A 21664-nucleotide genomic window follows, 5' to 3' on the forward strand; every position below is an offset into this window, starting at 1 on the left:
CCATGTCCAATACCATCGATGCCAATGTCGTCACGCGCATGAACCAGGGTGGCCCTTCGGCTCGCGATGCCAGCCAGTCCACCGAGCTGCGCAACAATTTCATGACCCTGCTGATCGCCCAGATGCAGCATCAGGATCCGCTCAATCCCATGGACAACCATGAGATGACAACGCAGCTGGCGCAGATCAATACCGTCAGCGGCATCGAGGATCTCAACAAGACGCTCAAGGGCATCAACGACCAGATGAACGCCGGCCAGAGCCTGCAGGCCGCCGGCCTGATCGGCCAGGGCGTGCTGGTGCCGGGTGACCGCGTGCTGCTCGAGCACGACGAGGACGGCGAGCTGCATACCACGCCGTTCGGTATCGAACTGCCCCGGTCAGCCGACAACGTGCGCGTGGTGATCACCAATGCCAGCGGCCAGGTGGTCAACCGCTACGATATCGGTCCGGTCAAGGCAGGTGTGGATTCGTTCACCTGGGACGGCCGCACCAGCGAGGGCGAGGCGGCGGCCTCGGGCTCCTATCGCGTGCGCATCGAGGCCACCAGCGGCGACAAGGCAGTGGATGCCACGACGCTCAACTACGCCATTGTCGGTGGGGTAACGCCGCCTGACGACAACGGTGGTGTCAAGCTCGACCTCGGCGCCATCTATGGCCAGGTCGGGCTCGACCAGATCAAGCAGATTCTTTGATTTCAGATAATAGAACCGCGTATAGCGGCAAAATTCGCCGGTAGGCAGAGGAACGAAAAATGAGCTTTTCACAAGCGCTGAGCGGGCTGAACTCGCAGTCCCAGAAGCTGGGAACCATCGGCAACAACATTGCCAACTCTCAGACCGTCGGTTTCAAGGGCTCCAACGTCCAGTTCTCCGACGTCTTCGCCAACTCCAGGGTCGGCCTGGGTACGCGGGTCTCTGCCGTGCTGCAGAACTTCAGCGAAGGCAACATCGAGTCCACCAACCGCAGCCTCGACCTGGCGGTGGCCGGTGAGGGCTTCTTCCGCTACATGGATACCAGCGGCGAAGTGGTCTACTCGCGCAACGGTCAGCTCAACATGCAGTCCAACGGCGATCTGGTGAACGCCCAGGGCTTCCAGATCATGGGTTATGGCCTGAATGCCCAAGGCCAGGTGCAGGTGGGCGGCCAGCCGGTACCGCTGAACGTCTCCGCGGAAGAGCTCGAGGCCAGTGCGACGACCAATACCAGCACCGTCCTCAACCTGGACTCGCGCAAGAACATTAGCGACGACCTCAGCGTAGCCGAGGTGGGCGGCACCGAGATCAGCTATCACTATGCCAATAACTTCACCGTCTACGACTCACTGGGGAATCCGGTAAATACCACCGTCTACTACGAGAAGGTGGGTGAAAACCTTTGGCAGGCCAAGGTCGTGGCTGACGGTAACTACGATGCCGACAACGACTTCATGATGCGTTTCAACTCGAATGGAACACTGGTTGGTGTTGGCGATGTTATTGACCAAGCGGTTTTTGACAACGTTGAAAGTGAACAGGCTGAGGTGGATGCATATAACTCCTTCCTGGAGGAACTTGCGGGTTTAGAGGATGAACTTGACCCGATGGCACCGCCTGCCATGGGGGCAGAGCTGCAAGCTGCATTAGCTGATGGCAGGCTTAATCCGCGAGCAGGTAGCACAGAAGAGGCAGACATCAATGAAGTAATAGCCGATTTGATGAGTGCTACTCCGACGCTAGCAGACTATGATGCCGTTTTTACAGCACTGGCTGATGGAGACGCTGGAGTAGGTACAGGTGTTGCTGGGTTAGCTAGTGCACAAACACAGCTTGATGCGGCAGTCTTGGCGCGAACGCAAGCCATTGCAGGCTTGACTGGAAGCCAGCAGGCACTGACCTTCAATTCCACCAATGGCGCCGAGGATGTCAACTTCAACCTCAACCTCGCCGGCTCCACTCAGTTCGGCAACAGCTCCACCGTCAGCAGCCTGACCCAGAACGGCTATACCTCCGGCACCCTGGTGGGCATCACCATCGACGAAGATGGCACCATCATGCGCAACTACTCCAACGAGGAGTCGCGTCCCGCCGGACAGATCGCCCTGGTCAGCTTCCGCAATCCCGAGGGCCTGACGCCAGCCGGTGACAACGTCTGGCGCGCTTCCGCCGAGTCCGGCCAGGAGCTGGTCGGCGCACCGGGTACCGGCCTGCTGGGCGGCATCGTCTCCGGCGCCGTGGAAACCTCCAACGTGGACATGGCGCGCGAACTGGTCGACATGATCGTGGCGCAGCGGGCCTACCAGGCCAACTCGCAGACCATCAAGACCCAGGACGAGCTCCTGCAGACCGCCATCAACCTGCGCTAAGCGCCGCCGGAGCCTGACCGATGGATCGCATCCTCTACACCGCCATGAGCGGGGCCAAGCAGAGCATGGACCAGCAGTCGGTGGTCAGCCACAACCTGGCCAACGTCTCGACCAGCGGCTTTCGCGCCCAGCTGCATGCCATGCGCGCCGTACCGGTACAGGGCGACGGCGAACTGCCGACCCGTGTGTCGGTGGCCGGCACCACCCCGGGCAGCGACTTCAGCCCCGGCCCCATCACCCGCACGGGGCGTGAGCTGGACGTGGCGCTGGAAGGCGACGCCTGGCTTGCCGTCCAGGCCGACGATGGCACCGAGGCCTACACCCGTCGCGGCGATCTCTCGGTGGATGGCGATGGCCTGGTCACCGTGGCCGGGCGTCCGGTGATCGGCGACGGTGGACCCATCATCGTGCCGCTGGGCTCCAGCGTCACCGTGGGTGCTGATGGCACCCTCAGTGCCATCGGTGAAGGCGAGAATCCCGCCGCCCTGGTCGACGTGGGCCGGCTCAAGCTGGTTACGGCCGAGCAGAATCTGGTGCGTGGCGATGACGGCCTGTTCCGCATGCCGCCCGATGCCGAGGGCGAAGTCGCAGCGCTGGAAGCGAACGATGAGGCGCGTGTGGCCAGCGGGGCACTGGAAGGCAGCAACGTCAGCGCGGTCGAGGCCATGGTCGCCATGATCGACGTAGCCCGGCGCTACGAAATGCAGATGAAAGTGATCAGCACCGCCGATGAGAACGCCCAGCGGGCCAATAATCTGCTTTCCATTCAAGGCTGATGCCCTCTATCCCGGGCTGAAGGCCCGTAGGGTCAAGGAAAAAGAATCATGATCAAGTCACTGTGGACGGCCAAGACCGGCCTGGAATCCCAGCAGGTCAAGCTGGATGTCATCTCCAACAACCTGGCCAACGTCAGCACCAATGGCTTCAAGCGCTCGCGGGCGGTGTTCGAGGATCTGCTGTACCAGAACCTGCGTCAGCCCGGCGCCCAGAACGACGTCCAGAACCGCCTGCCCTCGGGCATGCAGGTCGGTACCGGCGTGCGTCCGGTGGCGACCGAGCGTCTGCACACCCAGGGCGGACTCGAGCAGACTGACAACTCACGCGACCTGGCCATCAACGGCAACGGCTTCTTCCAGGTGCTGATGCCGGATGGCGACACCGCCTATACCCGTGACGGCAGCTTCCAGCTCAACGAGAACGGCCAGATGGTCACCGCCAACGGCTATCCGCTCGAGCCGGCCATCATCATCCCTGACAACGCCCTGTCGATCTCCATCGGCGAGGACGGCATCGTCTCGGTGACCCAGCCCGGCGTCAGCCAGTCGCTGGAAGTGGGGCAGATCACCGTCTCCACTTTCGTCAACGCGACCGGGCTCGAGAGCATCGGCGGCAACCTCTATCGCGAAACCACGGCTTCCGGACCGCGTAACGAGACCATGCCGGGCATGAACGGCGCCGGTCGGCTGTTCCAGGGCTACGTGGAAACCTCCAACGTCAACGTGGTGGAGGAGATGGTCAGCATGATCCAGACCCAGCGGGCCTATGAGATCAACAGCCGTGCGGTGCAGACCAGCGACGAGATGCTGGCTCGCCTGAGCCAGCTCTGATCGTCAAGTCAATGACATACCCTGGTTGGATGGCCGGAAGCGAGCAAGCATGAAAGGTACGGTTACTCTCTCGGAGGCGAGGACTTCGGTCATGAAGATGGTCATGGCGGTTGTCGCTATCGCAATCCTGGCCCTGGGCGGATGTGCCCAGGTGCCGCGCGCTTCCGTGGTGGGCGAGCAGGAGCAGATCAGCATCATCGAGCCGCCGCCGCGGATGGCCAATGGCTCCATCTACCAGGCGCAACGTGGCTCCCAGCCTCTGTTCGAGGATCGCCGCCCGCGCATGGTGGGCGATATTCTCACCATCGTGCTGGATGAGCAGGTCAGTGCCAGCAAGAACTCGCAGTCCAACATGAACCGCAGCGGCTCGGCAGGGCTCGATATTTCGGCGCTGCCCGATGTGCTGGAGCGCCTGGCCGAGCAGGGCGTCGACCTCTCCGGCAACCTCTCCGGCGAAAGCGACTTCGCCGGCGGGGGCGGCTCTCAGGCCAGCAACAGCATGACCGGTACCATCACCGTCTCGGTGCTCGAGGTGATGCACAACGGCAACCTGCGGGTGCGCGGCGAGAAGCAGATCGCCATCAACCAGGGCGTGGAGTTCATTCGCTTCTCGGGGGTGGTCAATCCGCGCACCATCACCGGCCAGAACACCGTGCCTTCCACCTCCGTGGCCGATGCGCGAATCGAGTACGTTGGCAGCGGCTATATCAGTGAAGCGCAGCACATGGGCTGGCTGCAGCGCTTCTTCCTGAACATTTCGCCTTTCTGACGATCGCGAGCGAGGCGACCATGACCGATACCATGACCTCCAAGCCAAACCGTCTAGCTTCGCTGGCAGCGAAGCTGACCCTGCTGGTGCTGATGTGCCTGCTGGCGCTGCCGGCGCAGGCGGAACGCATTCGCGAAATCGCCAATTTTGCCGGCGTGCGCGACAACGTGCTGGTGGGCTATGGCCTGGTGGTCGGGCTTGACGGCACCGGCGACCAGACCATGCAGGCACCGTTCACCGGGCAAAGCCTGACCAACATGTTGTCCCAGCTCGGTATCACCGTGCCGCCTGGCACCAATATGCAGTTGCGCAACGTCGCCGCGGTGATGGTCACCGCCGACCTGCCGCCATTCTCGCGGCCCGGGCAGCGGCTCGACGTCAACGTCTCCTCCATCGGCAACGCGCGCAGCCTGCGTGGCGGTACCCTGCTGATGACCCCGCTGAAGGGCGCCGACGGCGATACCTATGCCATTGCCCAGGGCAATCTGCTGGTGGGTGGGGCCGGAGCGCAGGCGGGGGGTGCCCAGGTTCAGGTCAATCAGCTGGCAGGTGGGCGCATCGCCGGCGGCGCCATGGTGGAACGTGAGGTGGCGCTGGACCTCGGGGCCAACGCCGGCCTGCTCGAGCTGGAACTCAAGCAGGCCGATTTCGGTACCGTCCAGCGAGTGGTCAATGCCATCAACAGCGAGTTCGGGCGCCCGGTGGCGGCTGCCCGCGATGGCCGGGTCATCGCCCTCGACGGCCCCATGAACCCCAACTCGCGGGTCAACTTCATGGCCCAGGTGGAGAACATCCGCGTCACGCCAGTGGACGCGCCGGCCAAGGTCATCTTCAATGCACGCACCGGCTCGGTGGTAATGAACAGCGCGGTAACCCTGCAGCGTGCCGCCGTGGCCCATGGCAACCTGTCGATCGTCATCGACACCCGCTTCCTGGTCAGCCAGCCGTCACCGTTCGGCGAAGGCGAAACCGTTGTCGTGCCCGACACCGAGATCGAACTGCAGGAGCAGGACGCCTACCTGCGCATGGTCGAAGGCGCCGACCTGGTGGATGTCGTCAATGCGCTCAACGCACTCGGCGCCACACCCAGCGACCTCATGTCGATTCTCGAGGCGCTCAAGGCCGCCGGGTCGCTGCGCGCCGACCTGGAGATCATCTGATGAGCATCCAGGACATGGGCAGCCAGTTCGCTCTCGACGTACAGGGCCTCGAGCGGCTCAAGCACACGGCGCGGAACGACGAGGCAGCCGGCCTGCGTGGCGCCGCCCAGCAGTTCGAGGCGCTGTTCCTGCAAATGATGCTCAAGAGCATGCGTGACACCATTCCTTCGGGCGGGCTGCTGGACAGCCAGCAGGGCGAGTTCTACCAGTCGATGCTGGACCAGCAGTGGGCCCAGACCATGGCCGGTCGCGGTATCGGCCTGGCCGATCACCTGGTTGCGCAATTGGAAACCCAGTTGGGCATCTCCGAGTCCCGTTCCAGTGTGGCCGACCGGGAGCTCAGCGAGCTGATTGCCGGTATCCCTCGCGGCACGCCGCGGGTCTTGCAGGATGCGATTCAGCCTGAAGAGGAAGAGACAGGGGAGCCGGCGGCGGATCGCCAGGCCTCCTCTCCCGTGGCAGATGCCGAGCCCGTCACCATGCCGGCCAGTTTCCTCGATGAGCTGGAAGCGCTGCGCGGTGGCTTCATGGCAGCGGTCGATGCCAAGCCGTCGGCCCCTGCTCAATCGGCACAACCCGCGGCTGGCGACTCTATCCCGGCTTCCGCCTCGCGTAACAACGAGTCTGCACCTCGTGGCGAGCACGTGCAGCGCTTCATGCAGCGGCTCTCGGCTCCGGCCCAGGCCGCCAGCCGCCAGACCGGTGTGCCGGCCGAGCTGATCCTGGCTCAGGCAGCCCTGGAAACCGGCTGGGGGCGTCACGAGATTGCCACTGCCGATGGTGGCAACAGCTACAACCTGTTTGGCATCAAGGCCGGAAGCAGCTGGCAGGGGCGCACCACCGACATCACCACCCATGAGTACATCAACGGCAAGCGCACGCGTGTGGTCGATACCTTCCGCGTCTATGGCTCCTTCGAGGAGGCCTTTACCGACTATGCGCGCCTGATCGGCAACAACCCCCGCTATGCGGCAGTGACTACCGCAGGCAGTGCCGAGCAGGCCGCCAGGGCATTGCAGGAGGGTGGCTACGCCACTGACCCGGCCTATGCCGACAAGCTGATTGCGGTGATGAACAGCATGGGACCCATGGGCCAGCAGCGCGGCGATTCACTGGTCTTTTTCAGCTACTGAACTCAGCGCCCGATTCTGCAACTGATCCCTAAAGTTGCCCGGTTTCAGGCCGATATACCAGGCATTGGCGAAAGGAAACGACACAATGAGCACCATTTTTTCCGTCGGCCTGAGCGGCCTCAATGCCGCGCAGAACGCGCTGAACACCACCAGCAACAACATCAGCAACGTCTACACCCCGGGGTATAACCGGGAACTGACGATCCTCGGCCAGAGCCGTGCCGATGCCGGCGTTCAGGTCAATGACATCCAGCGCCAGTTCAACCAGTACGTGGCGTCGCAGCTCAATGCCGCCACCAGTTCGTCCAGCGCGCTGAAGACCTACGAGAACCAGATCAGCCAGATCGACAACCTGCTGGCCGACCGCGAGGCGGGCCTGGCGCCGCTGATGCAGAACTTCTTCTCCTCGCTCGAGGACCTTGCGGGTGCGCCTTCCGACCCGGCGGCGCGCCAGGGCGTGCTGGGCACCACCAATACCCTGACCGCCCAGTTCCGTGCCTTCGATAGCTACCTGCAGGACATGCAGGAGGGCATCAACGGCCAGATCAAGGACGAAGTCACCCAGATCAACAACATGACCGAGCAGCTCGCGACCCTCAATCGCGAGATCGCCCTGGCCCGTGCCCGCAGCGGCTCTGCGCCCAACAGCCTGCTCAACCAGCGCGACCAGCTGGTGGCAGAGCTCAGTGAGCGAATGGACCTTCGCTTGGAGATCCAGGACGGCAAGAGCTACAACATCAGCCTGCCCAACGGCCAGCCGCTGGTTTCCGGCACCAACCACTACAAGCTCGAAGCCATGGATGCGCCCAACGACCCGCAGCGTACCGTATTGGGCTACAAGGATTCCGGGGGCAGCCTGATCCCCCTGCCGGAAAGCACCATCAAGGGCGGTGCCCTGGGGGGGCTGATGACCTTCCGTGCCGAAACCCTGGACAAGACCCAGAACCAGATCGGCCAACTGGCCGTTTCCATGGCGGTGGGGTTCAACGAACAGCATCGCCTGGGCCAGGACCTCGATGGTAACCAGGGCGGGGATTTCTTCAGCATCGGTCAGCCTCAGGCCTACTCCTTCCCGCGTAATACCAGCGACGCAGAAATCGAGACCGCCAGCTTCGATGCGGCCAATATCGACAAGCTGCGTGCCACCGACTACACCATTCGTTTCCAAGGCGGTGAACCGCAGATCACGCGCAAGGACAATGGCCAGGCGGTACCCTCCGGCGAAATCAGCTGGGAGGACAATGTGCTGAGCTTCGGCGGCATGACGCTCGAGTTCAGCGATACGCCTAACAACGGTGATCGGTTCGAGGTGCAGCCCGTACGACGGGCGGCGGCCAACATGGAGTCGCAGATCATCGATCTGGACAAGATCGCGGCGGGCAGCTTCGTGGCGAAGGGAGGCGATCTCGCTGTCTCCGGCCTGCGCGCGGAGGCGGGTGCCTTCGGCAACGCTACCGCGCATGATTTCACTCTCTCGACCACTGGCGGTGTGACGACTGTCACCACGCCGGATCCGAGCGACTTCACTGTCAATGGCCAGCCCTATGATGGCGCCATCGGTATCGAGCCGGGCGACCGTATCAACCTGGATGGCGTCGAGTTCGTCGTCGATAGCGTCCCCGGTGATGGAGAAGATGCGACCCTGTCACTGTCCGTCGCAGCCTCCGGCACCGGCGACAACCGCAATGCCCTGGCGCTGCAGAACCTGCAGAGCGAGGCCCTGGTGGCAGGTCGCTCGTCGCTGAGCCAGGCCTATGGCGGCATGGTCAGCGACGTGGGTAACCAGACCAATATCGTCAAGGTCAATCTCGACGCGCGCCAGGGACTCACCGAGCAGCTCAAGGCAGTGCAGCAATCCGAGTCCGGCGTCAACCTGGACGAGGAGGCGGCCAACCTGATCCGCTACCAGCAGTTTTATATGGCCAATGCCCGGGTGATCGATACCGCCTCCACGGTGTTCGATACCATCCTCGGCCTGCGTAACTGATACTTGGGGAGAGTCAGACGATGCGTATCAGCACCGTAACCATGTTCGACCAGAGCGTGGCATCCATGAATCGCCAGCAGGGCGATTTCCTCAAGGTAAGCCAGCAGATCGCCAGCGGACGCCGGGTGGTAAACCCCTCCGACGACCCGCAGGCTTCATCGCGTGCCGTGGGCGTTTCCCAGGCCAAGGCGGTAACCCAGCAGTTTGCCGATGCGCGAATATCGGCACGTAACTCCCTGGCCCAGGCCGAAAGTGTCCTCAACAGTACTGCAGATGCCATCACCAGCGCCAAGACGCTGCTGGTACAGGCTTCGAGCGATACCCTGAGCGATGTCGACCGTCAGTCGGTGGCCTCCGAGCTGCGCGGCATCTACGAGACACTGATCGGCCAGGCCAATGCCACCGACGGTAACGGTCGCTACCTGTTCGGCGGCTATCAGGACAATGCACCGCCCTTTGCGCGCACCTCCGGCGAAGGCGTTTCAGGCACCGAGTACAAGGGTGACACGAATACGCGTGAGCAGCGTATCGATGCCTCGCGGCTGATGCCGGTGGCTGACAACGGCAAGGCAGTCTTCCAGAGCGTCCCCTCCGGCTCAGGCTATGTGGCCCGGGCCGAGCGCGAGACTGCACCGGCGGAACCCAGCGGGCTTGGAGTCCAGGGTGGCTACTATGCCAACGCAGGGTCAGTGGCCTTCACCAGTGGCCCAAACCGTGTCGATGCCGATGATCCTGCTTTTGGTAGCAGTTTCACCCTTCAGTTTGATGTCGATGCCCTTGGCGACGCCGTTATTCGCGCGGTGGACGCTGATGGGGATTATGTTCTGGATGCCAACGGGGATCCGATTCTCAACCAGCCGTACCAACCCGGAGAGACCATCGTCGTGGGTGGTGTCAGCATCACGCTCGAGGGTACACCTGCCGATGGCGATCAGTTTCAGCTGCGCCCGGCCAATGACGCCGATGCCAACCAGGACCTGTTCAAGTCGCTCAAGGATGCCATCGACCTGCTGGAGCTCGACCAGCAGGGCTCCCCCGAGAACCGCGCTCACTACCGCAACACCATCAACTCCGTGATGCGTGAGCTCGACAACAGCCTCGATAACGTTCTGACAGTTCGGGCCTCCATGGGCGCTCGCCTCAACGAACTGGACGTGGTCGACGCCGTGGCCGGCAATCGAATGATGAACTACGACAAGACGCTCTCTGACCTGGTCGACCTCGACTACAGCAAGGCCATTGCCGACTACAGCCTGCGCCAGGTTGGCCTGCAGGCTTCCCAGAAAGCCTTCGTTGATGTCAAGGGCATGTCGCTCTTCAACTACCTCTAAGGTCTTCGGCAGGGACGCCGTCACTTTTCGAGCGATACCGCTTCCCTGCAGACCTTAACGGTGAAAACTCCAATAGGGTCTCTTTCGCCGCTCCGGTTCGCCGGTGCGGCTTTTTTTGGGCCAGCAGCATGTGCTATCAGCGCAGGGAACGGCTCAGGTGAGCGGAGCCAGCATATCGATCAGCGAATAGATGAACTGGATGCCGTTGCTGAACAGGCGCTGCAGGAAGCGCGCCATATCCGTCATCAGCACCATCAGCAGCACCAGGCCGACGGTCAGCGAAGTGGGGAAGCCGATATTGAATACCGTCAGCTGGGGGGCGGAGCGGTTCAGAATGCCCATGGCGAGGTTGATGATCAACAGCGAGCCGACCAGCGGCAGCGCCAGTGACATACCGGACACGAAGATGGTGCCTCCGTAGCGCACCAGCATCTCGAAGGCGGCGGGATTGAAGGCAGCGATGCCGATGGGTAGCCCGTAGAAGCTCGACACCAGCGCCTCGAGCAGCATCAAATGGCCGCCCAGGGCGAGGAACAGCAGCAGGGCGACCATGAAGAAGATCCGCGACAGGATCATGGTATTGGTCCCGCTGCCGGCATCGAAGAACGAGGCAAAGGCCAGGCCCATCTGCAACCCGATGAACTCACCCGCCGCCTGCACCACGGCAAAGACCACATGCATGACCAGGCCGATGGCGATACCGATCAGCATCTGCTCCACCATGATGCCGAAACCCGCCCAGGAGACGAGGGGCACGTCGGGCATGGGAGGCAATACCGGGGCGATGACCAGCGTGACCAGGAAGGCCAGGCCGATCTTGGCCTGGTTGGGAACGCTGGAGTGGCCCCACAGCGGCGCGGCGGCAAAGAACGCCAGGATGCGTACGAAGGGCCACAGCAGGATTACCAGCCAGCCATGCAGCTGATCGAACGTCACCTCGACCATGGCCGACTCACATCAGCATGCTGGGGATGCTGGTGAAGAGATTGCGGGTGAAGTCGGTGATCAGCTTCAACAGCCAGGGGCCGGCGAAGACCAGTACGGTGAAGACCCCGAGGATCTTGGGAATGAACGACAGCGTCATCTCGTTGATCTGGGTGGCGGCCTGGAACAGGCTCACGGTGAGGCCGGTCAGCAGCGCCGTGATCAGCAGTGGTCCCGCCAGGAAAAGCGTGACGCGCATGCCCTGGTAGGCGATGCCCATGACCATTTCCGGTGTCATCGTGACTCCTCGCCGGGCTGTGGCGCCCAGCTTGTCATTGTGGCCTTCATATGAAGAAACTCTCCGCCAGCGAGCCGATGATCAGCTGCCAGCCATCCACCAGCACGAACAGCATCAGCTTGAACGGCAGTGAGATGGTGGCAGGCGGTACCATCATCATGCCCAGCGACATCAGCGTGCTGGCCACGACCAGGTCGATGATCAGGAAGGGAATGAAGATGGTGAAGCCGATCTGGAAGGCCGTCTTCAGTTCGCTGGTGACGAAGGCCGGCACCAGGATACGCAGGGGCACGTCTTCCGGGCCCTGCATGGGACCGACTTCTGCCAGGCGCGCAAACATTGCCAGGTCGGGCTCGCGAGTCTGGGCCAGCATGAACTCGCGGAAGGGCTCCTGGGCCAGCAGCAGGAACTCCTCGAAGTTGATCTCTTCCGCAGTGAGCGGTACCCAGGCTGTCTCATAGGCGATGCCGATCACCGGCGACATGACGAAGAAGGTCAAGAACAGGGCCAGGCCCAGCAGCACCTGATTGGGCGGCGTGGCCTGGGTGCCCATGGCTGTGCGCAGCAGGCTCAGCACGATGATGATGCGGGTAAAGCTGGTCATCATCAGCAGCGCGGCCGGCAGGAAGGCCAGTGAAGTCAGCAGGAGCAGAGTTTGCAGCTGGATCGACCACTGCTGGCCACCGTCGTCCAGCGGCTGACTGATGATACCCGGTATCTGCTGGGCATACGCACCCAGCGGCAGCATGGCAAGTGCGAGCGCAATACCCAGGGCCAGCACGTGCAGCGAACGAGGGGAATGAATCATGACTCTCACCGCCCGGCGCCGCCCAGGCCGGCATTCTGCTTGAGCGCACGGGCAAAGCGGGTGGCGAAACGATCGCCTTCGCCCGGCGGTTTTGGCGCAGCGTCAACCGGCCGGGCCGGTGCCGGCAGGTCATGCAGCTTGTTGACCTGGCCGCCACCGACGCCGAGTACCAGCCAGGTGCCTTCGACCTCGACGATCACCACGCGCTCGCGACTGCCGAGGGCAGCGCTGCCGATGACCTGGAGGTGGCCGCCGGCCGCGCGCTTTTGCGGGCCCCAGCGGCGCAGCAATGAAGTGCACAGCAGGATGATGGCGATGACCAGTGCCAGGGCGGCAGCGGTCTTGCCGAGGGTGGCCATGCCCACCAGGGCATCGCCACCGACGGCGAGGGTCTCGAGCCCTGTCTCGGCTGCGGGAGAGGGAGTCTTGCTCATCGGTTGAGTTTCTGCACCCGCTCTGAAGGGGTGATGATCTCGGTGATGCGGATACCGTACTTGTCATCGACCACGACGACCTCGCCCTGGGCGATCAGGTAGCCGTTGATCAGGATATCCATCGGTTCGCCGGCCAGCCCGTCGAGCTCGACCACGGAGCCCTGGGCCAGTTCCAGCAGCTGCTTGATGGTCAACTTGGTGCGCCCCAGCTCCACGGTCAGCTTGACCGGGATGTCCATGATCATTTCCAGGTCGCGCGGCGCGCCGCCTTCACCGCCCCCATCCAGCGGCCGGAAGACGCGGTCACCAGCGGACTGGGCTGCGGGGGCAGGTGAGCTGGACGCTGCCGGCGCTTCGGCCGCGGCCGCTTCGGTCGCTTCCTGTTCGGCCAGGGCTTCCGCCCAGGGGTCGTCCTCGGCCCCGGCAGATGCCTCGGCGGCCTCCTGCTCGGCCATGGCCTCGGCCCAGGGGTCGTCGTCGGTCTTGGGCTCGGTTTCCTGCTCGGACATGGCGGCGGCCCAATCGTCGTCGGAAACGTTCTGATCGGGTTTCTTGGGATCAGTCATGCTTGGATTCCTTGGCTTGAGGCGCTGCGCCCTTGATGAAGGCGTCCTTTGACACCGGGTTCTGTGCACCATGGTCGATGATGCGTCTCACACGCAGCGCGCGCTGCTCGTGCTGACTGCCGTAGTCGCACTCCATCACCGGAACGCCGTCGACGCTGGCGGTGACCGTCTCGGGCAGCTCCAGGGGAAGCACGTCGCCCACCTTGAGCGCCATCACATGGGCGATACGGGTGGGGATCTCGGCAAAATTGGCGATCAGTTCGACTTCGGAGCGGCGCAGCTCGCCGGCCATGCGCTTGCTCCAGGAGCCGTCCTGGTTGTGATGGCCGTCGCTGAGCGGATTGGCCAGCAGGTCGCGCAGTGGCTCGATCATCGAGTAGGGAATGCAGATCTGGAAGCTGCTGGAAAGATTGCCCACCTCGATGTTGAAGTTCGTATTGACCACGATCTCGTTGGGCGAGTTGGTGATGTTGGCGAACTTCGACTGCATCTCCGAGCGCAGATAGCTGATCTGCAACGGGTAGACCGATTTCCACGACTCCTCGTAGGCCTCGATGGCCAGGTGCAGCAGGCGTTGGATGATGCGCTGCTCGGTGTTGGTGAATTCGCGGCCTTCCGACTTGGTCAGGAAGCGGCCGTCGCCGCCGAACAGGTTGTCCACCACCATGAACACCAGGTTCGGTGGAAACACGATGAGCGCCGAGCCACGCAGCGGCTTCATGCCGATGATGTTGATGTTGGTCGGCACCGGTACGTTGCGCGAGAACTCGCTGTAGCTCAGGTAGCGCACCGAATCGACGGTGATATCGGCACTGCGCCGCAGCAGGTTGAACAGCCCCATGCGGAAATGCCGGGCAAAGCGCTCGTTGATGATGTCCAGCGCCTGCAGGCGCTCGCGGATGACGCGATGCTGGGTCGCCGGGTCATAGGGACGAACGCGCGTATCGCCGTCGTTTCGTGCAACGGGTTCGTCGTCGCCGCTGACGCCCTTGAGCAGGGCGTCGATCTCATCCTGTGACAGCAGATCGTCTTGGGACATGGTGGCAGGGGCACCCGGTTATTGCACGATGAACTCGGTAAACAGCACGTCCCGAATGTCCAGGGAGGGCTGCGGCTGGGTAAGAGGCTCGGAGAGCACGGCGATGACTTCCTCGCCGAGACGGCGCTTGCCTTCCGGGGAGGTCAGTTCGTTCGCCTGCTTGCCGGAAATCAGCATCAGCAGCCGGCTGCGGACCTGCGGCATGTGCTCGTTGAGGATCTCCTGGGTGTCGTTGTTGCCGACCTTCAGCGAGATTCCGGTATAGAGCAGCCGCGAGCCGAAGTTGTCATCGGCAAGATTCACGGTGAACGGATCGATCTTGACGAAGATCGGCGCCTGGCGCTGGAGTTGCTGGGCCTGAGCACTGGCTTCGCCACTGTTTTCCCGCTCGTTCATGACCATGTAGATGGCCGCTCCGGCAGCCGCCATGGAAACCAGAACCAGCAGTATCATGAGCCACAGGAGCTTGGAGGAGCCACCCGTCGATTTTGCCATTGCCTTGCCTTTCGTATGTGAATCCCGCTAATGGGTTGGATTATGCCGAAGCCGCGCGGCGTGCGATGGTAGGAACAGGCCGCGCGAATGGGCTTATCTTGGCTTTTTGTCTCAGGCGTAGAGGTTGACCCGGCCATCCAGCGATACGGCGGTGGCGCCGGATGTGGCCGCGCCGGGATCTTCGGCGGCCGCCAGTTCGGCGCCGGCCTCACCCTGGGCCGTACCCTGCCGGCCCTGCTCGCCGTTCTGGCCGGCGAAGGCCTGGGCATCCTGACGCCGTTGCTCACCCACCGAGGTGTCGCCAAGCGTGATGCCCTGTTCGGCAAGCGCCTCGCGCAGCTGGGGAATGGCCTGCTCGAGCACCTGCCTGACCTGGGAGTGAGCCGCCAGGAACTGGGCCTGGGCACCCTGTTCCGTCATTTTCAGGGTGACGGAAAGCGGGCCAAGCTCGGCCGGGTTCAAGCGCATCTCGACCTGCTGCTCGCCGCCAAGGCGAACGAACTGCACCAGTTGCTGGCCCAGCTGGCCGGGCCACGCCTGGCTCTGGACGGGAGTGGCAACAGCCGCCTGCTGGACTGGCAGGGCGGGCTGTGTCGCGGGGCTGGGCTGGCCTGACGACGTGCTGGCAGGCTGTGGCAGGGTGGCCGCTTCCGGCACGAAGCCGCCGCGTGCCGTGTCGGTGACCGGGGCGCGCAGTTCGCTGGCGCCGGGTTGCGGCGCGGCGACCTTGGCCAGGGCGCCGGCCTGTACGGAGCCGTCGCTTGCCGGGCGAGCCGGTGTCGCCGCATTGGCCTGGCTGGGCTCGGCTGCCACAGCGGCAAGGTTGGCTGCGGCGGGAGTGCCGGGTCGCGCCTCGCCAGGCAGTGCCTGGCCGGCGTTGGCCGACATGGGCAAGGCGTCGGTGCGGCGTGCGCTGGCGTCGGCGTCAGCGGGGCGAGCCGAATCCGTGGCGACGGCGGCTGCGAGTGCAGCGACCTGCGGCGATCCAAGCGCCGCCGTTTCGGACTCAGCTCCCTCTTGCAACGGGACATTGAGCATTGCGAGCGCCTCCATTGCCTCGCTTGCCTGAGGGTCCTGGGAGTAGCTGGCATCGATCAGCGCCAGCCGCGCCATGATCTCGTCAAGATGCGCATCGGACTGGGCGAGGCCGGCCTCGCTGTCAAGCGGTTGCTCGCCATGCAGCGCCTGCAGCAGAGCCTGCTGGGCTGCCATGTTTTGAGGCAAGGCTTGCGTCAGGGGCCGAGCCAGGTCATCGCCGGGCTTGAGATTCGCCAGCTCGGCATGCCCGTGCTGCTGGGACAGCTGTCCGGCCTGGTCGAGGGCCAGGGCGAACTGGCCCGGGGCTGCACCTGGCTCCAGCTTGCCGGAGGGATGCGTCGGCAGGGCAGACAGGATCATCTGGATATTCATGTTCTTCTCCTTACCGACTCATGGCTGGCCGGTGCGCTGGCGTAGTAGCCGTCCGGCTGCCATTTCATCATTGGTCCGCTGCTCCCGGCGCGCTTCTTGACGCTGCCGCTCGGCATCGCGCCGCGATACCAGGGTATCGAAGGCCGAGAGCCGCTTCTGTTCCTGCTGCCACTGCTGCTGGCTGTGCTGGACCCGCTGCTGCTGGGCATCGAGGGCCTGCCTTGCCCGCTGCAGGGCACCGTCCAGCGAGGCCAGGAACTGCTGGTAGTTGTGCATGCTGGCCGGGTCGATGCCTTCGCGCATGGCCTGCTGGAGTCGCTCGGCGTACTCGAGCCGATAGCGATTGAGCGACTCCAGCTGAGCCGCCACGTTGCGCTCGTTCTGACGTTCGCCGGCCAGCAGCTGTCCCGCCTGGTCGCGTGCATCGCGAGCCAGGTCGCTGAGCATCGCGAGCTGTGATGTTGCACTCATTGTCTGACTCCCAGGGTTTCAGCCAGAACCTGTCGAGAGGCCTCGATCGAGGCGTTTTCATTCATGCCCTGCTGGAGGAACTGCTCCAGCAGCGGGTAGCGCTGTACCGCTTCGTCCAGCTGCGGATCGTGACCGGGGCTATAGGCGCCTACGCTGATCAGGTCGCGATTGCGCTGATAGCGTGAGAAGAGGCGCTTGAAGGCCTGGGTCATGGTCAGCTGCTGGTCGTCGATGATGTGGGCCATCACGCGACTGATCGACGCCTCGATGTCGATGGCCGGATAGTGCCCGGCCTCGGCCAGGGTGCGTGAAAGCACGATATGGCCATCCAGAATGGCCCGCGCCGAATCGGCGATGGGATCCTGCTGGTCGTCGCCCTCGGTCAGTACCGTATAGAAGGCCGTGATCGAGCCGCGACCGCGTTCGGCATTGCCGGCACGCTCCACCAGGCTGGGGATCTTGGCGAACACCGAGGGCGGATAGCCCTTGGTGGCCGGCGGCTCGCCGATGGCCAGCGCGATTTCACGCTGGGCCATGGCATAGCGGGTCAGCGAATCCATGATCAGCAGGACGTTCTTGCCCTCGTCGCGGAAAGCTTCAGCCAGGCGCGTGGCATAAGCGGCGCCCTGCAGGCGCTGCAGCGGCGAGGTGTCGGCAGGGGCTGCCACCACCACGGCACGGCGACGCCCCTCGGGGCCGAGAATGTTGTCGATGAAGTCCTGCACCTCGCGGCCACGCTCGCCGATCAGCCCCACCACGATGACCTCGGCGCCGGTGTAGCGGGCCATCATGCCGAGCAATACCGACTTGCCCACCCCGGAGCCGGCGAACAGCCCCATGCGCTGGCCTCGGCCGACGCTGAGCAGGGCATTGATGGCACGAATGCCGACGTCGACCTGCTCGTCGATGGGAGCGCGCTTGAGCGGGTTGAGTGGCGGGGTGGTGAGCGGAGCACGCGGCGCGTCGTCCAGCGGACCGAGGCCGTCCAGGGGCTCACCGTTGCCGTCGACGACCCGCCCCAGCAGCGATTCGCCCAGCGGAAACCGACGCGCCGCATGATCCGGGCCATCGCCCAGGGGGAAGACGCGGGCGCCGGGCATCAGCCCGCTGATCTCGGAAAGAGGCATCAACAGCAGGCGCTCGCCGTTGAAACCGACCACCTCGGCCTCAGCGAAGCGGGGCGGTTCGTTGCCGCCGGGAGCGAGCAGTTCGATGCGGCAGGCATTGCCCAGGGCTACGCGCAGTCCGACGGCTTCGATCACCATGCCGGTGGCACGCAGCACCCGGCCGCTGGTGCGATAGCCGGGCACCGTCTCCACGCGTGCGCGCACGTGCTGCAGCGTTTGCTGCCAGCGTGCCTGGTGCGCATTGGGAGTCGATGCCGCGGGTTGCGTCATGTTGCTGCCCTATCCTTCGTTGCCATCGTCGGTGGTGGCCGAACGCCGCCGCCTGACCTGGGATTTCACTGCCTGCCAGCGGCTCTCCCAGGTGGCGTCCAGTTCGCCATTGGCGCTGGTGACCCGGCAGCCGCCGCGGGTGAGCAGGGGGTCTGGCTGCAGCTTCCAGCCAGCCGCCTCAAGCTCGGCACCGAGGTGCTCCTCGACCAGCTTGTGGTCCTTTGGGTGCAGCCACAGGCGCTGCTGTCCCACCAGCGGCGGCTCGGTGTGCATCAGTGCCTGGACCAGCTCCAGCACCTGCTTGGGCCGCGCCTTGAGCGCCTCGCCGGCGAGCTGATGGCCGGTCGCCAAGGCCAGCTCCACCAGGTCGTTGGCGATCTCCTCGTCGAGCATTTCAAGGGCGGCGGTGAATTGCTCGGCAAGCGGCTGAAGCGGGGCTGCCAGAGCGTGGATCTGCTGCTCGAGCTCTTGCCGGGCTTCCTCACGTCCTTCCAGCAGCCCTTGGGCATGGCCCTCCTGGCGTCCTGCCTCGAAGCCGGCTCGGTGGCCTTCCTCGCGGGCCTCCTGCATGACCTTCTCGCGCAGCGCCTTGAGCTCGGCCTGGCGCTGGAACTGGGCACGGCGCCTGGCCTCATCGGCGGGGTCCAGCGCCGCGGGCGAGCTGCTTCTCTGGCGCTCCGACTCCAGTTCGTCCATTTGCCAGCGGCGCCAGGGGGCGTGACGCTCGGCGGAGGAGGGCGAGCGCTCAGACATAGGCGTCGTCCCCGCCGCTCAGCATGATCTCGCCGGAATCCGCCAGGCGACGTACCACCTGGAGAATGGCCTTCTGCTCGGCTTCGACCTGGGAGACCCGAATCGGGCCCCGGGCCTCCATGTCCTCGCGCATGAGGTCGGCCGCGCGCCGTGACATGTTGCGCAGAAACTTCTCCATGAGCCCTTCGGGGGCACCCTTGAGCGCCACCACCAGCGAGTTGGTGTCGACTTCCTTGAGCACCAGCTGAATGCTGCGATCGTCCAGGTCCATGAGGTTCTCGAACAGGAACATCTCGTCGATGATCTTCTGCGCCAGATCCTCGCTGTGGGCACGCACCGTCTCGATGGCGGTCTCCTCCAGCGAGGAGTTCATCAGGTTGAGGATTTCTGCTGCAGTTCTCACGCCGCCCATCTTGCTGCGCTTGAGGTTCTGGCCGTCGAGCATGCCCGACAGCACTTCGGTGAGCTCCTGCAGAGCGGCCGGCTGCACGCCGCTGAAGGTGGCGATACGCAGTACCACGTCGTTGCGCAGCTTGTCTTCGAAATGCTCGAGCACGTCGGCGGCCTGATGGCGCTCCAGATGGACCAGAATGGTGGCGATGATCTGCGGATGCTCGTCGCGGATCAGCTCGGCCACCATCGAGGCTTCCATCAGGTTGAGCGAATCGATACCGCTGCTGCTGCCCTGATTTTCCAGGATGTCCTCGATCAGGCCGGTGGCACGCTCGCTGCCCAGCGCCTTGGTCAATACCGAGCGGATGTGCTCGCTGGAGTTGAGGTTGAGCGCGATGAACTCCTCGGTCTCACGGCTGAACTCCAGCATGACCTGCTGCATCTGCTCGTGGGAAACCTGCTCCATCTCCGCCATCTCCATGCTCAGCAGCTGGATCTCCTTGGGCGAGAGAAACTTGAACACCTCTGCCGCGCTGTCCTCGTCGAGGGCCAGCATCAGGATGGCGCTGCGGCGAGTGCCGCTCATCGCTTGGGTACTACTCATGCTTGTTCATCCAGCTGCGTACGATCATCGCGATCATGCGGGGGTCTTCCTGGGCGAGCTCGCGCAGCTCGGCCAGATGATCTTCGTAGGCCGACGAGCGGCGCTTGCGCTTCGGCTTCTGGTAAGGCCGCAGCTCGTCGTCTTCCTCGCCCTGGGCCTCGAGTTCGCCCTCGGCCGGCTCGCTCTCGTCACCGACGCGGACCTGCAGGCCGGTACCCGGGGCGGAGGCCAGCACCGGCTGCTCGGTATGACGCTTGATCAGCGGGCGCAGGATCAGCAGGTAGCCCAGCAGGATACCCAGGGCCACCAGCAAATAGCGGCCGATGGTCAGGGCCAGCTCATGGACCTCGGGCGACTGCCACCACTCGAGCTCCTCGGTTTCCGCCACGTCGCGGCTGAACGGGCTGTTGACCACTTCGATCTCGTCGCCTCGTGCCGGGGAGAAGCCGATGGCCTGGCGCACCAGGCGCTCGATCTGGGCGACCTGAGCCTCGCTCAGCGGCACGCGCTGCCACTCGCCGTCTTCGTCGCGTTCTTCGCGGTAATCCACCACGACCGCTGCGGTCAGACGGGTCACCTCGCCCTGGCGGTGCTGGATATGCTGGATGTTGCGATCGACCTCGAAGTTGACCACGTCATCCTGGCGCAGGTTGTTCAGGGCTTGCAGGCTCTGTTCGGCTTCCTCGGTGAACTCGCCGTCCTCATCGGTGGGCAGCTCGATGGGCGAGGGGGCCACTCCCGGAGGGGTATTGCTGAGGGCGCCGGGGATACCCATTGCCATGTCGTCGCCGCCGTTATAGGAGAGGCTGGACTGACGGCTGCGCACCGACGCCTCGTTGGGCGGCTGGTTGGGGCCGAAGCGCTCGGAAGTCTCTTCGCGGCGGGAAAAGTCGATCTGGGCGGCCACCTGGGCGCTGATGTTATCGCGGCCGAGGATCGGAGCCAGGATATTCTCGATGCGATGCTGGAAGGAGCGCTCCACCTCGGCGATGTAGTCGAGCTGGGTGGCGTCGAGACCGCGGCCCTGGGAACTGGTCTGCGACAGCAGGCGGCCGTTCTGGTCGACCACCGTGACGTTCTCGGCGGCGAGGTCGGGAACACTGCTGGACACCATGTGAACGATGGCGCTGACCTGGCCGTCGCCCATGACCCGGCCCGACTCCAGCGTCACGATCACCGAGGCCTTGGCGGGCTCGCGGTCGCGCACGAACACCGACGAACGGGCCATGGCCAGGTGCACGCGAGCCCGCGACACCGGACCCAGGGATTCGATGGAGCGGGACAGCTCACCCTCGAGACCGCGCTGGAAGTTGACCTGCTCGGCGAACTGGCTGACGCCGAAGGCCTGGTTGTCCATCAGCTCGAAGCCGACGTTGCCGCCGCGCGGCAACCCCTGCTCGGCCAGCTGCAGGCGCAGGCTGTGTACGGCATCGCCGGGTACCATCAGGGCGGTGCCGCCTTCACTGAAGCGATAGGGCACGCCGCGGCTTTCCAGCTCGCTGATGATGCGGCCGCCGTCGGCTTCCGTGAGGTTGCTGTAGAGAACGCGATACTCGGGGGCGCGCGCCCACATCAGCAGTGCGACCACGATGGCGATCATCGCCGCGCCGCCGATCAGCACGGCGATCAGCGGGTTGCCGCGCAGCTGCTGCTGGAGTCGCTCCACCATCGCCGTGGTCGTAGCGCTGGATGAGGAGTCCTGACGCTCCTGCGTCGTGGCGCCGTTGCTCATTCGCGCCCC

Annotated in this window: 22 protein-coding genes; 9 read left to right on the forward strand and 13 right to left on the reverse strand. The window is 64.2% G+C overall.

Annotation, left to right across the window (positions count from 1 at the left end; all coding sequences use genetic code 11):
- The first annotated feature begins 2 nt into the window (after positions 1-2).
- From flgD to flgL, 9 genes are all read left to right on the forward strand, one after another.
- The gene (gene flgD / locus H1D44_RS11460) at positions 3-695 is read left to right on the forward strand and encodes a flagellar hook assembly protein FlgD (protein WP_181514983.1); all 693 of its coding nucleotides are present in this window, start codon (positions 3-5) and stop codon (positions 693-695) included.
- Between the two features lie 59 nt (positions 696-754).
- Complete coding sequence (locus tag H1D44_RS11465) at positions 755-2344, forward strand: flagellar hook protein FlgE (RefSeq protein WP_181514984.1); 1590 nt, start codon at positions 755-757, stop codon at positions 2342-2344.
- A 20-nt stretch (positions 2345-2364) separates the two neighbouring features.
- Positions 2365-3120 carry a flagellar basal body rod protein FlgF gene (locus H1D44_RS11470; RefSeq protein ID WP_181514985.1) on the forward strand — a complete coding sequence of 252 codons (756 nt, stop codon included), beginning with the start codon at positions 2365-2367 and terminating at the stop codon, positions 3118-3120.
- A 48-nt stretch (positions 3121-3168) separates the two neighbouring features.
- Positions 3169-3951 carry a flagellar basal-body rod protein FlgG gene (flgG, locus tag H1D44_RS11475; RefSeq protein ID WP_181514986.1) on the forward strand — a complete coding sequence of 261 codons (783 nt, stop codon included), beginning with the start codon at positions 3169-3171 and terminating at the stop codon, positions 3949-3951.
- A 91-nt stretch (positions 3952-4042) separates the two neighbouring features.
- On the forward strand, positions 4043-4720 hold the full coding sequence (locus H1D44_RS11480; RefSeq protein ID WP_238984511.1) for a flagellar basal body L-ring protein FlgH: 678 nt from the start codon (positions 4043-4045) through the stop codon (positions 4718-4720).
- Positions 4721-4812: 92 nt separating this feature from the next.
- The gene (locus H1D44_RS11485; RefSeq protein ID WP_422671665.1) at positions 4813-5880 is read left to right on the forward strand and encodes a flagellar basal body P-ring protein FlgI; all 1068 of its coding nucleotides are present in this window, start codon (positions 4813-4815) and stop codon (positions 5878-5880) included.
- Positions 5880-7013: a flagellar assembly peptidoglycan hydrolase FlgJ gene (flgJ, locus tag H1D44_RS11490; RefSeq protein ID WP_181514988.1), complete on the forward strand. Its 1134-nt coding sequence runs from the start codon at positions 5880-5882 to the stop codon at positions 7011-7013. Before H1D44_RS11485 ends, flgJ begins: the two co-directional genes overlap by 1 nt.
- A gap of 85 nt (positions 7014-7098) precedes the next feature.
- Positions 7099-9000, forward strand: a complete 1902-nt coding sequence (gene flgK, locus H1D44_RS11495; protein ID WP_181514989.1) for a flagellar hook-associated protein FlgK — start codon at positions 7099-7101, stop codon at positions 8998-9000.
- 20 nt (positions 9001-9020) lie between these two features.
- Positions 9021-10331, forward strand: coding sequence for a flagellar hook-associated protein FlgL (flgL, locus tag H1D44_RS11500; RefSeq protein ID WP_181514990.1), 1311 nt, complete (start codon positions 9021-9023; stop codon positions 10329-10331).
- 153 nt (positions 10332-10484) lie between these two features.
- Here the strand turns inward: flgL and fliR are convergent, their stop codons facing one another.
- From fliR to fliF, 13 genes are all read right to left on the reverse strand, one after another.
- Positions 10485-11276, reverse strand: coding sequence for a flagellar biosynthetic protein FliR (gene fliR, locus H1D44_RS11505; RefSeq protein WP_181514991.1), 792 nt, complete (start codon positions 11274-11276; stop codon positions 10485-10487).
- A 7-nt stretch (positions 11277-11283) separates the two neighbouring features.
- Complete coding sequence (gene fliQ, locus H1D44_RS11510) at positions 11284-11553, reverse strand: flagellar biosynthesis protein FliQ (RefSeq protein ID WP_181514992.1); 270 nt, start codon at positions 11551-11553, stop codon at positions 11284-11286.
- 46 nt (positions 11554-11599) lie between these two features.
- Positions 11600-12301, reverse strand: a complete 702-nt coding sequence (gene fliP / locus H1D44_RS11515) for a flagellar type III secretion system pore protein FliP (RefSeq protein ID WP_275299095.1) — start codon at positions 12299-12301, stop codon at positions 11600-11602.
- 65 nt (positions 12302-12366) lie between these two features.
- Complete coding sequence (gene fliO, locus H1D44_RS11520; RefSeq protein ID WP_181514993.1) at positions 12367-12795, reverse strand: flagellar biosynthetic protein FliO; 429 nt, start codon at positions 12793-12795, stop codon at positions 12367-12369.
- A complete protein-coding gene (fliN, locus tag H1D44_RS11525) occupies positions 12792-13361 on the reverse strand; it encodes a flagellar motor switch protein FliN (protein WP_181514994.1) in 570 nt (189 codons plus the stop codon). The genes fliO and fliN overlap by 4 nt, the downstream gene beginning before the upstream one ends.
- Complete coding sequence (fliM, locus tag H1D44_RS11530; protein WP_181514995.1) at positions 13354-14400, reverse strand: flagellar motor switch protein FliM; 1047 nt, start codon at positions 14398-14400, stop codon at positions 13354-13356. The genes fliN and fliM overlap by 8 nt, the downstream gene beginning before the upstream one ends.
- A gap of 18 nt (positions 14401-14418) precedes the next feature.
- Positions 14419-14895 (reverse strand): flagellar basal body-associated protein FliL, encoded by a 477-nt coding sequence (gene fliL, locus H1D44_RS11535; protein WP_181514996.1) that lies wholly within the window; start codon positions 14893-14895, stop codon positions 14419-14421.
- Positions 14896-15006: 111 nt separating this feature from the next.
- Positions 15007-16305, reverse strand: coding sequence for a flagellar hook-length control protein FliK (locus H1D44_RS11540; RefSeq protein ID WP_181514997.1), 1299 nt, complete (start codon positions 16303-16305; stop codon positions 15007-15009).
- 18 nt (positions 16306-16323) lie between these two features.
- Entirely contained in the window at positions 16324-16776 is a 453-nt protein-coding gene (fliJ, locus tag H1D44_RS11545; RefSeq protein WP_181514998.1) for a flagellar export protein FliJ, read from the reverse strand.
- Positions 16773-18173, reverse strand: a complete 1401-nt coding sequence (gene fliI / locus H1D44_RS11550; protein ID WP_238984512.1) for a flagellar protein export ATPase FliI — start codon at positions 18171-18173, stop codon at positions 16773-16775. The genes fliJ and fliI overlap by 4 nt, the downstream gene beginning before the upstream one ends.
- Before the next feature lie 9 nt (positions 18174-18182).
- Complete coding sequence (locus tag H1D44_RS11555; protein WP_181514999.1) at positions 18183-18926, reverse strand: flagellar assembly protein FliH; 744 nt, start codon at positions 18924-18926, stop codon at positions 18183-18185.
- Complete coding sequence (fliG, locus tag H1D44_RS11560) at positions 18919-19923, reverse strand: flagellar motor switch protein FliG (protein ID WP_220128055.1); 1005 nt, start codon at positions 19921-19923, stop codon at positions 18919-18921. Before fliG ends, H1D44_RS11555 begins: the two co-directional genes overlap by 8 nt.
- Complete coding sequence (gene fliF, locus H1D44_RS11565; protein ID WP_181515000.1) at positions 19916-21655, reverse strand: flagellar basal-body MS-ring/collar protein FliF; 1740 nt, start codon at positions 21653-21655, stop codon at positions 19916-19918. Before fliF ends, fliG begins: the two co-directional genes overlap by 8 nt.
- Positions 21656-21664: the final 9 nt, after the last annotated feature.

This window comes from Billgrantia kenyensis (assembly GCF_013697085.1).
GTDB classification, from domain to species: Bacteria; Pseudomonadota; Gammaproteobacteria; order Pseudomonadales; family Halomonadaceae; genus Halomonas; species Halomonas kenyensis.

Excerpts from the sequence above, each read along its gene's own strand:
- flgJ (WP_181514988.1), top strand. The coding sequence starts at position 5,880 with ATGAGCATCCAGGACATGGGCAGCCAGTTCGCTCTCGACGTACAGGGC.
- H1D44_RS11485 (WP_422671665.1), top strand. The coding sequence starts at position 4,813 with ATGTGCCTGCTGGCGCTGCCGGCGCAGGCGGAACGCATTCGCGAAATC.
- fliL (WP_181514996.1), bottom strand. The coding sequence starts at position 14,895 with ATGGCAAAATCGACGGGTGGCTCCTCCAAGCTCCTGTGGCTCATGATA.
- fliR (WP_181514991.1), bottom strand. The coding sequence starts at position 11,276 with ATGGTCGAGGTGACGTTCGATCAGCTGCATGGCTGGCTGGTAATCCTG.
- fliN (WP_181514994.1), bottom strand. The coding sequence starts at position 13,361 with ATGACTGATCCCAAGAAACCCGATCAGAACGTTTCCGACGACGATTGG.
- H1D44_RS11555 (WP_181514999.1), bottom strand. The coding sequence starts at position 18,926 with ATGTCTGAGCGCTCGCCCTCCTCCGCCGAGCGTCACGCCCCCTGGCGC.
- flgG (WP_181514986.1), top strand. The coding sequence starts at position 3,169 with ATGATCAAGTCACTGTGGACGGCCAAGACCGGCCTGGAATCCCAGCAG.
- fliM (WP_181514995.1), bottom strand. The coding sequence starts at position 14,400 with ATGTCCCAAGACGATCTGCTGTCACAGGATGAGATCGACGCCCTGCTC.
- H1D44_RS11480 (WP_238984511.1), top strand. The coding sequence starts at position 4,043 with ATGAAGATGGTCATGGCGGTTGTCGCTATCGCAATCCTGGCCCTGGGC.
- H1D44_RS11540 (WP_181514997.1), bottom strand. The coding sequence starts at position 16,305 with ATGAATATCCAGATGATCCTGTCTGCCCTGCCGACGCATCCCTCCGGC.
- flgD (WP_181514983.1), top strand. The coding sequence starts at position 3 with ATGTCCAATACCATCGATGCCAATGTCGTCACGCGCATGAACCAGGGT.
- fliP (WP_275299095.1), bottom strand. The coding sequence starts at position 12,301 with ATGCTGCCGCTGGGTGCGTATGCCCAGCAGATACCGGGTATCATCAGT.
- flgK (WP_181514989.1), top strand. The coding sequence starts at position 7,099 with ATGAGCACCATTTTTTCCGTCGGCCTGAGCGGCCTCAATGCCGCGCAG.
- H1D44_RS11465 (WP_181514984.1), top strand. The coding sequence starts at position 755 with ATGAGCTTTTCACAAGCGCTGAGCGGGCTGAACTCGCAGTCCCAGAAG.
- fliJ (WP_181514998.1), bottom strand. The coding sequence starts at position 16,776 with ATGAGTGCAACATCACAGCTCGCGATGCTCAGCGACCTGGCTCGCGAT.
- fliO (WP_181514993.1), bottom strand. The coding sequence starts at position 12,795 with ATGAGCAAGACTCCCTCTCCCGCAGCCGAGACAGGGCTCGAGACCCTC.
- flgL (WP_181514990.1), top strand. The coding sequence starts at position 9,021 with ATGCGTATCAGCACCGTAACCATGTTCGACCAGAGCGTGGCATCCATG.
- fliF (WP_181515000.1), bottom strand. The coding sequence starts at position 21,655 with ATGAGCAACGGCGCCACGACGCAGGAGCGTCAGGACTCCTCATCCAGC.
- fliI (WP_238984512.1), bottom strand. The coding sequence starts at position 18,173 with ATGACGCAACCCGCGGCATCGACTCCCAATGCGCACCAGGCACGCTGG.
- fliQ (WP_181514992.1), bottom strand. The coding sequence starts at position 11,553 with ATGACACCGGAAATGGTCATGGGCATCGCCTACCAGGGCATGCGCGTC.
- fliG (WP_220128055.1), bottom strand. The coding sequence starts at position 19,923 with ATGAGTAGTACCCAAGCGATGAGCGGCACTCGCCGCAGCGCCATCCTG.
- H1D44_RS11470 (WP_181514985.1), top strand. The coding sequence starts at position 2,365 with ATGGATCGCATCCTCTACACCGCCATGAGCGGGGCCAAGCAGAGCATG.